We start from the raw sequence: 13,300 nt of genomic DNA on the forward strand, positions 1-13,300 counted from the left end.
CCCCAGAAGTCCACATCACAAAAAACTACTTACTACGCCTACGGATTCATCCGATGTTTGCACAGGCGCGTCCGCTGTTAAGCCTGCACAGCTATGAAGGTTAGCCGCAAACCCTGCCGCAACTACGTTGTTTGAGGAAAATAGAAATACTCGTCCTCCAACCCCAGAGGAGCATCATGCCTAGGTTTTCCGTTGTTGTACCCACATACAACAAAGAGTCTTATATCGAGGAATGTCTTGAAAGTCTTGCCAACCAGACATTGGGCGATTGGGAAGCCTTAGTCATCGATGACGCCAGTTCCGATGGCACCGGTTTTGTCGCCGATCGCTTTGCCGCCGAAGACGGACGTGTACGCGTGATTCACAAGAACCGCAACGAGGGTGTTCACCTGGCCCGCCGTACCGGCATGGAGGACGTCTCGGGAGACTACACCCTGTTCCTCGACAGCGACGACTCCCTCGAGCCCGACTGCCTGGCCAAGCTCGACGAGGCGCTCTCGGCCGACCCCGTGGACTCGCTGCACTTCGGCCTGGTCGCCCGTGCCGCCGGGTCCACCTCCGACGCGGCCGCCGAGGCGTTCCAGCGCTTCAACAACGCCGGGGAGGGGACCCTGGACCGCGACGAGCTTCTCAAGCAGGTCTTCTTCGAGGACGGGGGCTACAGGCGCGACTGGCGGGTAACCAACCATGCCTATGCCACAGCCGCCCTCAAGGCCGCGTTCAACGCCATGACCTCCGAGCGACTCGAGCGAGCCGAGGACGCCTACGAGTATCTTGTGATCTGCTCCCACATCGAGCAGGAGGGCACGCGCAACGACATCCTGGGCTACGTCTACAACCTCGGCCGCGGCATCATCAACTACGACCGCCTGACCGTGGACGCCTACGTGCGCGAGGCGGAGCAGTGCCGGCGCTGCTTCGAGGCCGCCGCCGACTACGTCGCCGCCTCCGACGACGGGCGTCTCGTGCGCGCCGCCGACGGGGCACGGGTGAAGCTCCTCGAGATCGTCACCAACGACTGGTCCACCCGCATCGCCCCCGAAGACCGCGTGCGCGCCGCCTACCGGATGGCCGAGGTGCTCGGTCCCAACGAGGTGGCCTGCAACCTTTTGCGCCTGGCCCGCGACGGCGTGTACCGCGACTGGGACGAGGACCTCTCCCTCACGGACGACGACGCGACGCGCTCCACCTTCGACCTGGGCGTCGAGCTCAGCGACACGGCCCGGGCCACCGAGGACGCCCAGGGGCGCCTCGACGCCGTCCTCGCCCAGACCCTCGGCCACGTGGCCGACATCCGCAAGCGCGAGGCGGAGCGAGCCCAGGACGACCTCGTCGCCGGCTACGAAGCCCAAAAGGTGCGCATCCTCGTCTCGGCCCACCGCGACTTCACCCGCTTCGACGCAAAGAGCCTCCAGATGATCCAGGTGGGCTGTGCCGTCAACGGCGGCCACCTGCCCAACATGCTCCACGACGACGAGGGCGACAACGACTCCGCCCTCAACAAGATGCTCTGCGAGATGACCGCCCAGTACTGGGCGTGGAAGCACGTGACCGACGCCGAGTACGTGGGCTTCTGCCACTACCGCCGCTACTTCAACTTCTCTGACACCCGCTACGAGGAGAACGGCTGGGGCGAGGTCATGGCCGGCGCCATCGACGAGGCCGCCCAGAAGAAGTTCGGCCTCCACGACGCCTCCATCGCCCGTGCCCTCGAGGGCTACGACGTGGTCACCGCCCCCATCCAGGATCTGCGCACCATGCCGGGCGCCTACACGACCCCGGCCGAGCAGTACGCCGACGCGCCCAAGCTCCACATCGACGACCTCATCCTGTGCGGCGAGGTCGTCAAGGAGCTCCACCCCGATTACGCCGAGGACGTGGAGGCCTACCTCAACGGCCACACGTCGTGCTTCTGCAACATGTACATCATGCGCGGCGAGCTCTTCCGTNNGTACGCCGAGTGGGTCTTCCCCATCCTCGACCGCTGCATCGAGAACATCGACTTCTCCCACTACTCCGTGGAGGCCGTGCGCACCCCGGGCCACCTGGCGGAGCGCCTGCTCAACATCTACCTGATGCACGGCGAGCGCGTGGGTCGCGGCTGGAAGACCGAGGAACTCCAGGTGGTCCACTTCCAGGACCCGGAGCCCCGCCCCGAGCCCGCGCCCCTGCCCGTGGAGACGCCCGTGCGCTCCACCATCCCGGTGGTCTTTGCCGCGGACGACAACTACGTTCCCATGGTCTCGACGACCATCGTCTCCATGCTCGAGAACGCGGACCCCGCCTACCGCTACGACGTTATCGTGCTCACAAGCGACATCTCCGGCGCGAACCGCGCCGAGATGCAGGCCATGGTGTCGCGCTACCCCCACGCGCACTTGCGATTCCTCGACGTGGCCGACATCGTCGAGAAGTACGACCTCACCACGAGCAACGCGCACATCTCCAACGAGACCTACTACCGCTTCCTCATCCAGGAGCTGCTGCCCTTCTACACCAAGGTACTCTACCTGGACTCCGACCTCGTGGTCACCGGGGACGTGGCCGAGCTCTACCACACCGACGTCACCGGCAACCTGCTGGCCGCCGCCCGCGACGTCGACTTCCTCGGTAACCTCAACATGCCCGACGGCAAGCGCATGGCCTACGCCAGAGACGTCCTCGGGATGCGCGACCCCTACGACTACTTCCAGGCCGGCGTGCTGCTGCTCAACACCGCCGAGATGCGCTCCTTCATGACCATGGACCAGTGGCTCGAGGCAGCGTCGGACCCCACGCTCATCTACAACGACCAAGACGTCCTCAACCGCTGCTGCGAGGGACGCGTGACCTACCTCGACAACGCGTGGAACGTCATGACCGACTGCGACGGGCGCATCGGGCGCATCTTCTCGTTCGCCCCGGCCCCGGTCTTCNACGCGTTCCTCGAGGCACGTAGACACCCGTTAGTGATTCACTATGCTGGGGTTGATAAGCCATGGAACTCGGTGAAATGNGACCAAGGGATGCACTTTTGGAACNATGCGAGCCTNACGCCTTNCTTTGTCAACCTCGTGGTGGCGTGCGCCAAGAGCAAGAAGAGGGTCTCCTACTCCAACGTGGTGCCCGAGAACAGCATCGTGCGACGCGTCGTCGACCCCATCCTACCCCCCGGCACAAGGCGACGCGAGCACCTCAAGGCGGCCGGCAAGTTCGTTCTCAAGCTGAAGGGTGGAGACGATGACTAGGCCACAGGACAAGGGATGCCTGTCCNTCGCCGTGGCGGGCGCCNGGTACGTGGGCCTTTCCCTTGCAGTGCTNTTGNCNCAGCACCACGACGTGACCGTCGTCGACGTGGTGGAGGAGAAGGTGCGGGCGATCCAAGAGGGCAGGAGCCCCCTGCGCGATCCGCTCATCGAGCAATGGCTCGCCACCAAGGACCTCCGCCTCACCGCCACCGTCGACGGGGCGGCCGCCTACGCCGGCGCCGATCTCCTCATCGTGGCGGCCCCCACCGACTACGACGCCGCGAAGGACTTCTTCGATACGAGTCACGTGGAAGAGGTCCTCAACCTGGCCTACAGGGTCAACCCCAGTATCGACGCCGTGATCAAGTCCACGGTCCCTGTGGGCTACACCCAGTCCCTCGCCGAGACGCGACCCGAGGCAAACCTCGTGTTCTCCCCAGAGTTCCTACGGGAGGGCCGGGCACTGGAGGACAACCTGTATCCCTCACGCATCATCGCGGGCTACCCCACGGGACTGGCCGGCTCCGAGCGCCTGCGGTCCGGCGCTCGGGCGTTCGTGGGGCTCCTGGCGTCGTGCTCCCTCAAACCCGACGTGCCCACCCTCGTCATGGGAGCCACCGAGGCCGAGGCGGTCAAGCTCTTCTCCAACACCTACCTCGCCCTGAGGGTCGCCTACTTCAACGAGCTCGACACCTACGCCGACGTGAAAGGCCTTGACACCGCCGCCATTGTTGAGGGCGTGTGCCTTGAGCCCCGCATCGGGTCCTTCTACAACAACCCCTCGTTCGGCTACGGCGGCTACTGCCTGCCCAAGGACACGCGACAGCTTTTGGCAAACTACCGCGACGTGCCCCAAAACATTATCGCCGCCATCGTGAACGCCAACGCCACGCGCAAGCGGTTCGTCGCCGACGAGGTCGAGCGGCTCTGGCGACGCGAAGAGGGCCCCGTGGGCATCTACCGCCTCGCCATGAAGTCGGGGTCCGACAACTCCCGGGCAAGCTCCATCAAGGACGTCATCGACCACCTGAGGGCCGACGGTGTAGACGTCGTGCTCTACGAGCCCGCATTGANNGGGCGCACCCACGGAGACGTCGAAGTGGTCAAGGACCTCGACGAGTTCAAGGACCGGTGCTCCGTCATCGTGGCCAACCGGTGGAACGAGGACCTAGACGACGTCGCCGCCAAGGTCTACACCCGGGACCTGTTCCACAGGGACTGATCCCAAGACGCCCTGTCACGAGAAGGCCGACAAAAGGGGCCGCGCCCGAAACCGGACGCGGCCCCCGTGCGCTGCCCAAGGGGTGCGGCGCTTTTTGGCTATTTGCCCTGCAGTCGGTCTCTCACAGAGCGGGGAACCTGGGTGATGGCCCGGCCCACCTTGAACGAGAGCGAGTTCACAAAAGCGTCGCGCTCGCTCTCTCGCTCGCGCACCGTGGCGAGCATCTCTTGGCGGAGCGCCTCGAGGTCGCGGTCCTTGGTGCTCCGAAGCTCGTCAACGCTGTGCCTAAGCCGAACGACCTCCCCCTCAAGCTCCCCGGTGCGGGCCATAAAGTCTGCAGCCTCGCCAACGACATGAGCGTACTCATGGCATAGCCAGAAGGCGGCACCGAGCGGATCAGCGCCAGAAGCCAAACGATCGAGGACCTTTGCCGCGGTCTTGACCTCGGTATCGTCGACCTTGTCGAGATCGAGGGCGGAGACCCGGGGCACCACGACGTCTTTGATGCGCTCGAGGATCTTGGGCTTGTCGGCATCGGGGAGAGAGAAATAGTTCCAGAGGGAGAAGTGCACGAGCCATTGGAGATAACTCTGCTCGTACTGCTCGAAGATCCCCTTGTCCTTGAACTCCTTCTCGATGGTCTCGGCGGCGAGAAACGCGTTATCCCAGGATTTAGTGCGGGTGTTCTCAAGGGACGAGGCGTCATGAATCCGATGGTTAACCAAAGTCCCCCCCAACACGTAGACCGAACCGGCCAGCGCCATAGCCGAGAAAACGAACAGCGCATCGTTACTCGTGCGCAGGGACTGGAACTCGAGCCCGTTGTCGCGGACAAACGCAGCGTCGAACAGCTTGTCCCACGGCCAGCCAACACAGCATTGGAAAAGGTCTGCATCAAGATCGCCGAACCGATAGATCCGATCGGAATCCAAACCTCGAATCGCGAAAGCGATCGGCTCATTATCCCCAGTGTTATTGTCAACGGAACGAGAGTGGCAGAGCACGACGTCGGCCCCGGCGTCCCGGGCAGCGCCGACCATGGCCTCAAGAGCAACGGTGTCGATCCAATCGTCGGCGTCCAGGAAGTACAGGTAGTCGCCAGTGGCCTGGGCCATGCCGCGGTTGCGGGCCACCCCGGCGTGAGAGTTCTCTTGTGAAAGCACCTTTACCCGGTCGTCGCCGTCGGCCATGCGGCCCGCGACCTCGAGGGTGTCGTCGCTAGAGCCGTCGTCTACGACGATGACCTCCAAGTCGTCGAGGGTCTGGCCGAGCACGCTCCCCAGGCACTTCTCTATGGTCTTGGCCGCGTTGTAGGCAGGGATAATGACAGAGACGGACGGCATGGCTACCGCTCCTTTCGCTTAGTGGTAAATCTTAGAGACGAGGCGGCCGGCGACCCAGCGGGCGGTCGCCGGGAATCCGTCCCGGCCCAAGTGGAAGAAGGCCTTCTCCCAAGGACTCATGGCCTCGATCTCTTGGCGGGCCTCCTCTTCCTTGCGCTCCTTGCCGTAGGCCTCGACGTAGTCCTCCGGGGAGGCCATAATGGCCTCCACCCGGGCCCACTCGTCGGGCCAGAACAGGGTCGGGTCGAGCTCGCCCCGGTCCCTGGCCTTCCGGTAGGTGTCGGCGTAGCGGCGGGCGAACTCGAGCCGGAACTCGGGGGCGAGAATGGAGAACGCGAAGTTGAGGTTGAAGGTGCGCACGTAGTTGAAGATGCCGACGAAGTGCTCCTCCAGCTCGGGGTTCTTGCGCAGGAAGTCGCGAATCCAGTCGTACTCGTCAAGCATGACGTAGATCTTGTTGGACTGGTTGATGGAGGACGCGGAGTTGTCCACGCGGTAGTGGTAGAACGGCTCGTCGACCACTACCAGCCGCTTTGCCCAGCAAAAGACCTGGAACCAGAAGCTGTTATCCTGGAACGAGGCGCCCGGGGTCTCGTGGAACCTGATGTCATGCTCGCGAATGAAATCGGTGCGGTAGATGCCGGTCCAGTTCATCATCACCATGGAGAACAGCGAGAAGTCATCGGCCGGGCACAGGACCCGGTTGTACTGAGCGGGCTTGAAGCCCGTGGTATTGACCACGGGGTGCTCGACGCCCTCCTCGTCGGTGGTGAACCGGAAGAAGTCGGACTTGACGGCGTCGGCGTCCCAGATCATGGCGACGGCGTAGAGCTTTTGGAGCATGGCGGGCTCGTACCAGTCGTCGGGCTCCAAGATGGCGATATAGCGTCCCGTGGCCGCGTCGAGACCCTTGTTCATGGCGACGCCGTACCCGCCGTTGGGCCCGGTGNTCAGCTTGACGCGGGGGTCCTTGGCGGCGTAGTCCTCGAGCATGGACAGGGTGGAGTCGGTCGAGCCGTCGTTGACGGCGACGACCTCGATGTTGGTGAGGGTCTGGGCGAGGACGCTGTCCATGGCTTGGGCGAGGAACCGCTCGGTGTTGTAGCAGGGCATGATGACCGAGACGGCAGGGTCCTCCTCGACGCCCGCGACGAGGTCGGACGAGAGGCGTGGGGCCTGCTCTCCCCTGGTGGGGCACAGGGGATCGAGAAGGGTGCCCCTGGTGGGGACGTGCACGAGGGAGGACGAGGCCATGTCTGTCCCGCTCACCACACGGTCGACGCCCCTGCGAATCTTGCGGACGCCCCGGCGCGCGATGCCCAGCGAGGGCCTGGGCGCCCGCTCCCCGTCACGCACCGCGTCCCTCGCCGCCTCGTCGTCGCTGCGGATGAGGGACACAAGGTCGGCGGCGTCTCGGCAGAAGGCGAAGTAGTCATGACCGTGGGCATAGACCTCGAGCTCACCGTACCCGCCGGACAAGAGCTTGTTGACCAGGTTCTCGCGCACTGCGCCGGGGTCGAGGGAGGCGATGTTCCACAGGGTGAAGTGCAAGGCCCAGTTGAGGAAACCCCACTCGAGCTCACCGTAGCGGTCAGTCCAGGTCTTGAGCGCGTCCTTGAGCATGACGATGGACTGGTNGAAGNNCTCAGGGTACGTAAGCCGCGAGTTGGACACAGAACCGGTACGGTTCATCCGATGATGGATGAGCACATCGTCAATAACGGTGATGCNNTCGGCGATGACGANGNTCAGGAATACGAGGTAGAGGTCCTCGCTGTTGGGAAGCGACGGGAACCGTAGGCCATTGTCCGTCAGGANGGAGCGCCGGTAGAGCTTGTCCCAGGGCCAGCCCACGAACGCCATGAAGATGTAGTCGCTCATATCGCGGCTGGAGAAGATGAGCTTGTCGGGAATCTGGCCCTGCTTGATGGCGTAGTCGGCGCTCGCGTGCTCTCCTGTCTCATGATCGAACTCGTCAGAGCCCACTACCACGATGTCGGCAGCCGTCATCTCTGCCCGCTCCACCAAGCGCTCGAACAGCGTGGGTTCGAAAACATCGTCGCTATCCAGCATGAGCACGTACTCGCCACGGGCCAAGTCGATGCCACGATTGCGCGACTCGCCGGGGCCGGCGTTGTCGAACCGGTACACCTTGAAGCGCGAGTCCTCCTGAGCCGTCCGATGCAGGATCTCGGGCGAGGCGTCGGTGGAACCATCGTCGATACAGACCACCTGGAAGTCAGAGAACGTCTGATAACGAATAGAGTCGATGGCCGCTTGGAGGCAGGACTCCATGTTGTAGACGGGCGGAACAATAGACAGCTTCATAGAATCTCCGATGCGAGACGGGTCCCGTCAAGGGCGGAAACGACTTGATCATGCAGAAAAAGTATACCCGCCCCCCCACGCTTCTCGAACGCCTCCGAACCCCGAAAGATAACCTGCAGAGGGGTTCTCTATCGCCCGCGATTCAGGGGCGAGGGATTATGGGAATAGTCTGCGGAGCACGGGGGCGTGCCTTACCGCCCAGACGACTAACAGACACAACGTATACGTGACAGGTGCGCCGAACAAGATCCAAGGTACGGTGTAGTTAACTCCTGCGATAAAATGCTCGCAAAATTCGATAGGAATCATATGAATAAGATAGATTCCGAAACTGCATGATGACGCAGTAGCGACAATCTTTAAGGCCTTTGGGTTTCTCAAAAAAAACTTCCAGCGAACATGCTTGAACCCAACGAAAACCGCTAGTCCCGGAAGTACACCAGCAAAGCTCGTGTAAGACCAAAGAACAGCATAATCCGGCTTGCCTTCGTCGGCTACCCCTCTACCAAGATAAATCACGAAAAACCTGATGACGATCGACAGGATTCCTAGAGCATAAATCACATACCTTTGACGCTTCGAGAAGTCTGTAGTCGAAGTCAGATACCCGAGGACCGGAAAGATTCCAAAGCCCGTGAACAAAGGCGGAATCAGATTCGAGTTGTACCCGATGCCAAAAAGCGCGCACAGCGGCGGCAGAACGGCCGAGGTGACGAAGCCGACAATCACCGCATACCACAAGGGACGCCTGAACTTGTCGTCCGTCATGCAGGACAGGACGGGCATCGCGAGGTAGATTGCGAAGAGGGGGATGAAGAACCAGTATACCTGCATGACCTTCGTCTGAAAGATGGCAGTGACCAGCGACCGCGGCCCTATGGGCGCCTCCATAAGGCCTAGTTCCACCTGCAGGGGGATGAGCAGGAGGCTCCACGCGAGAAACGGAACGAGAACCCTTGCCAGGCGTTTTTTAAAGAACGTCTTAGTGTCGTAGCGCTCCCTGTACCGCATGAGGGTCGCCCCGGACAGCATTAAAAAAATGGGGACGGGCCAATAGAAGGCGCACTCACAGAACAAGCTGAACAGATACTTTGGGCTTTCGTAATACCAATGGGACGAAACATTGAAATGGAGCACTACCACAAAGAAGCATGCGGCAATATTCAGCAAGTCGAAGTACAAAATCCTTTTATTTTCAGGAGAATCCTGTGTGGTGCCCTGCATTTCCTCTTGATTCAAGGGACCCCCTCTCGGGCCGTCTAAGGTGGCGACATAACAGCNAGATCGAAAAACACACAACCTCGTCAAACATAATCACGTCATATTGAGAAACATCTCCATCGCTATAGGAAAAGGCGGCCAGCCAGTTCTCGTCAAATGCCTACCACCAATTTGGCCACCTCGTCCAATGAGAACGGCACTGACCGCCGCGGCCGACCCGGCCACCCCCACCGCCAGGGGGGGGGCAAGCCCGTCGACCGACGCCGCCTCGAGCCCGAGGCTCACCACGAAATAAAGGAAGAGGCTCGGCCCCGGCCCCAGGCACATCGACGCGCGCCAGCCTGCCCCGAGAGAGACACGAGGAAGCCCGGGGCCACCAGGCACCCCAACGCCAGAAGGAAAGCCGGGACGAAGGGGGCAGCCATCATCGCCTCCCGGCCGAGAGACGCCCACCGACGAGGCCCTTGAGGGCTGCCCACAGCGCACACCACACGACACGAGCGACGCGGCAAACACCACGAAACCGCGCACCACCGTGTTCTGGAACCACTCCAAGCCGGGCTGGAAGAGCCTCAGGCCGATCCAGTTGATGACGGGCATCTGGACGAGGCAGACGCCGAGGGAGGCGCCGGACACCCGGGCAAGGACCCTCCGGCCCCGCTCCCCCACCCCGGCAAGCCGGGGCTCGAGGGCCATGGCGGCATAGAACACGGCGGCCGCCTGGACCACGCACAGGGGCGACGCGATCGAGATCCAGTAGGGGTCGTAGGAGCCCGGCACTGCGTCAAAGCCCACGAAGCCGCTGGACGCCGCCGAGACGGCGGCCATGGCGGCGGTGGCCACCACGTAGACGGCNACCGAGGCCTGCCACGGGACCGGGAAGCCGCCGTTGGGCCGTGCGACGTAACGGGACAGGTAGAAGCCGCCCACGTAGTAAAGCAGGGCCACGTCGGCGAAGGCGGCGAGGATGTTCAGCACGTAGACGAACACGAGGCGCGGTCTTGCNATGGCAGGCNCACTCCCCCTCTTCGGTCACGGCGTGCAGGAACGGGCGGCGAGTGCCGCCTGCATAGACTCTAGCGTTTACGTACGCCCCGTGTCCTACCGCTTGCGCTTGCGGTCGTGCTTGAGGATGTCGTGGACCATGTAGACCGACAGCGAGATGGCCAGCACGTACCCGAGGAATCCCAGCAGCGGCACGCCCAGGACGGTGAAGCTCGCACCGGCGAAGTAGATGATGGAGCTGCCCACCAGGAGGCCCGCGATGATGATGCCGAGGGTGAGGCGGTCCGCGATGTGCGAGAGGTCCTCGATGGGGTCCTGGGACCCGGAGAAGTCCAGGTTGAGCTTGAGCTNGCCGCGGGTGAGCATGTCGGTGACGAGGCCTGCCTGGGAGAGCGCCTCGAGGGTGCCGTGGAGCGCCTTGTGGCTCTCGAGCGCNAGCGTCTCGGCCTCCNCCNTGGCCATGGCGCGCAGGTCCTGGCTGTCGCGCACGTGGTTCTCCACGATCTCGATNATGGAGACGCCGGGCAGGAACTCGTCCACCACNCCCTCGAGGGTCACGAGCCNGCGNGCGATCATGGTCATGGCGCCCGGCAGCTCGATGGAGTAGGTGCGTGCCAGCTGGATGAGGTCCGAGAGGAACTGCCCCAGGTTGAGTTCCTCGAGGCTCATGGACCCGTAGGTGTCCACGATGGCGTCGAGCTCGGCGAGGAGCGCACCGTGGTCGATGTCGGCCCCGCTCGCGCGGTTCTCGGAGAGCTCCAGAAGCCCCTGCTTGAGCTTGGGCGAGCTGTGCTCGNNCACGGCCGTGAGCATGGAGCGCAGGATGCCGCGGTAGTAGGTGGAGAGGTGCCCGGCCATGCCCCAGTCGATGNACACGATCCTCNGGTCGGCCACCATGATGTTGCCGGGGTGCGGGTCGGCGTGGAAGAAGCCGTCGTCGAGCACCTGCTTGGCGTAGTTCTCCACGAGCTTGGTGCCGATCTCCACGANGTCGTAGCCCTCGGCCTCGATCTCCTTGGGCTTGGAGATGNTGGNGCCNGCCACGTAGTCCATCACGAGCACGTGGGCCGTGCACAGGCGCATGTGGGGCGCGGGAGCCGTAACGTAGCGGACCGAGGCGTTCNCGGCCCGGAACTCCTGGAGGTTGCGCGCCTCCACGAGGAAGTCGGTCTCCTCGTTGAAGCTGTCCCAGAGCTCACCCACCACGGCCTTGAGGTCGAGGAACNGGTCCCCGCCCATGAAGGGCGCCACATGGCGCACCACGGTGCGCATGATCTCGATGTCCTGGCCCATGACCNCGNGCACCCGGGGGCGCTGGACCTTCACGGCCACGTCCTCGCCAGTGCGAAGCGTGGCGCGGTGCACCTGGGCGATGGAGGCGCTTCCGAGGGGCGTCTCGTCGACGTGGGAGAAGACCTCCCCCACCGGGCGGCCGTACTCGTGCTCGAGCACCTCCACCACCGTCTGGTAGCCCATGGGCTCCACGTCGGTGCGGAGCTTCTCGAGCTCGCGGCAGAAGCTCTCGGGGAGGATCTCGGAGCGCATGGAGAGGATCTGGCCGGCCTTCACGAAGGTGGGGCCCAGGTCCTCCAGCATGGCCACGAGCTTCTGGGGCGTGAGGCCCCGGAGGATGTCGTAGCGGCGCAGGATGGCGAAGATCTCGCGCAGGCGGCGGTGGCGCGCGCGGGCCGACAGGTCGCCGGTGCCCACCACCCGCTCGCCGAACAGGCCGATGACGACCTCCTGCGAGCCGGATGCCGAGAGGTCGGCGTCGACCTGCTCGGCATCCAATGAGATCTTCCTCGAGTCCTCCGCCATGGGTCCTTAGTCCTCGTCGACCTCGATGGCGTCGGCCTCCACTGCCTCGGCGGCGTCGTCGGCGTCGGCCGCGGCCTCGTCGGAGGCCTCCTGGGCCTTGGCCTCGATGTCGTCGGCCATGGAGCGCACGTTGGCCACGAACTCGGCGCGCTGCTCGGGCGTCATGTTCTTGAGGTGGGTCTTGATGAGGTTCTCGGTGGTCTCGTTGACCACGCCGGCCGCCTTCTGGCTGAGCTCCTCGTTCACCACCTTGCCCTGCTGGACGGTGAGCTCGCCCTTCTTGACGAGGTCGTCGACCACCTGGCCGGCCCTCTCGCCGACGATGGCCGCTGCCCCGACGCCCGCCAGGAACACGTTGTGGGCGATGTCGCCCAGGCCCTCGATGGGGTTCTTCCGATCGTCTGCCATGGTCCTCTCCTTATGCCGTCGTGAGACCTGTTTAAAGAAGCTTACCCGTCCCCCGCCCGAGCAAAACGTCGGATAGGGCGGCCACAGAGTCGACGACGCACTGCGCGCCGGCCTCCCAGAGCTCGTCGGCGGTCCCGGCGCCGTAGGCCACGCCCAGGGCAAGGACGCCGTTGGCGCGGGCCCCCTCCATGTCGTTTTTGCGATCGCCCACCATGACGGCCTGATCGGGCGCAAGCCCGAGCTCGGCGAGGGCCGCGGCCACAAGCCGGGCCTTGGTCGTGGGCGTGTCGTCGGCCTTTCCCATCACAAGCCCGAAGCGGTCCAAGTAGCCGTGGGCCTCGGCCCCCGCCGAGGCGAGCGACGTCAGCTTGCAGGTGACCACCGCCGCCGTGCGCCCCTGGGCGCGAAGCGCGTCCAAAAGCCCCACGATGCCCGGGTAGGGGGCGCAGGCCTCGGGGCCCTGCTCGCGGTAGAGCTCGCGGTAGCGGGCCGTGACCCACGCGGCGTCCTCCTCGGTGAGGCCGTAGACCTCGGAGAAGGCGCCGGGAAACGCCGGACCGATGATACGGTTGACGTCGCCCACCTCCTCCTCGGTGAGGCCGTAGTCCATGAGGGCGCGGCGCCCCGTGGCGCGGATGGAGTCGATGGTGTTGGCGAGCGTGCCGTCGAAGTCGAAGAAGACGGCGGGGGCCGCGGAGAAGGCCGAGGGGTCGGCGTCGGGGGCGAAG

General features: G+C 64.0%; 9 protein-coding genes. 2 read left to right on the plus strand and 7 right to left on the minus strand.

The window, feature by feature from the left end:
• Nucleotides 1-176 precede the first annotated feature (176 nt).
• Entirely contained in the window at nucleotides 177-3,227 is a 3,051-nt protein-coding gene (locus tag JX283_RS06105; protein WP_204829784.1) for a DUF4422 domain-containing protein, read from the plus strand.
• The gene (locus tag JX283_RS06110; RefSeq protein ID WP_239652502.1) at nucleotides 3,220-4,449 is read left to right on the plus strand and encodes a nucleotide sugar dehydrogenase; all 1,230 of its coding nucleotides are present in this window, start codon (nucleotides 3,220-3,222) and stop codon (nucleotides 4,447-4,449) included. The genes JX283_RS06105 and JX283_RS06110 overlap by 8 nt, the downstream gene beginning before the upstream one ends.
• 98 nt (nucleotides 4,450-4,547) lie before the next feature.
• On the opposite strand, the gene JX283_RS06115 is transcribed toward JX283_RS06110, so the two are convergent.
• The 7 genes from JX283_RS06115 to JX283_RS06145 all read right to left on the minus strand — a co-directional run.
• On the minus strand, nucleotides 4,548-5,792 hold the full coding sequence (locus JX283_RS06115; protein ID WP_204407314.1) for a glycosyltransferase family 2 protein: 1,245 nt from the start codon (nucleotides 5,790-5,792) through the stop codon (nucleotides 4,548-4,550).
• An 18-nt stretch (nucleotides 5,793-5,810) separates the two neighbouring features.
• Nucleotides 5,811-8,120: a glycosyltransferase gene (locus JX283_RS06120; RefSeq protein ID WP_204829785.1), complete on the minus strand. Its 2,310-nt coding sequence runs from the start codon at nucleotides 8,118-8,120 to the stop codon at nucleotides 5,811-5,813.
• 156 nt (nucleotides 8,121-8,276) lie between these two features.
• Nucleotides 8,277-9,359, minus strand: a complete 1,083-nt coding sequence (locus tag JX283_RS06125; protein ID WP_204407521.1) for an acyltransferase — start codon at nucleotides 9,357-9,359, stop codon at nucleotides 8,277-8,279.
• A gap of 75 nt (nucleotides 9,360-9,434) precedes the next feature.
• A complete protein-coding gene (locus tag JX283_RS06130) occupies nucleotides 9,435-10,331 on the minus strand; it encodes an acyltransferase family protein (RefSeq protein WP_204829786.1) in 897 nt (298 codons plus the stop codon).
• A gap of 111 nt (nucleotides 10,332-10,442) precedes the next feature.
• Nucleotides 10,443-12,164: an AarF/ABC1/UbiB kinase family protein gene (locus JX283_RS06135; RefSeq protein ID WP_204829787.1), complete on the minus strand. Its 1,722-nt coding sequence runs from the start codon at nucleotides 12,162-12,164 to the stop codon at nucleotides 10,443-10,445.
• 6 nt (nucleotides 12,165-12,170) lie between these two features.
• Nucleotides 12,171-12,572, minus strand: coding sequence for a phasin family protein (locus JX283_RS06140; protein WP_135978791.1), 402 nt, complete (start codon nucleotides 12,570-12,572; stop codon nucleotides 12,171-12,173).
• A 31-nt stretch (nucleotides 12,573-12,603) separates the two neighbouring features.
• Nucleotides 12,604-13,300 (minus strand): HAD family hydrolase (locus JX283_RS06145; RefSeq protein ID WP_204829788.1); only part of this gene is annotated, 697 nt, incomplete at its 5' end.

It is taken from the genome of Olsenella sp. CU969 (assembly GCF_905219715.1).
In the GTDB taxonomy this organism is placed as follows: Bacteria; Actinomycetota; Coriobacteriia; order Coriobacteriales; family Atopobiaceae; genus Granulimonas; species Granulimonas faecalis.

Coding starts and splice junctions, on each gene's coding strand:
- JX283_RS06115 (WP_204407314.1), bottom strand. CDS start 5,792: ATGCCGTCCGTCTCTGTCATTATCCCTGCCTACAACGCGGCCAAGACC.
- JX283_RS06140 (WP_135978791.1), bottom strand. CDS start 12,572: ATGGCAGACGATCGGAAGAACCCCATCGAGGGCCTGGGCGACATCGCC.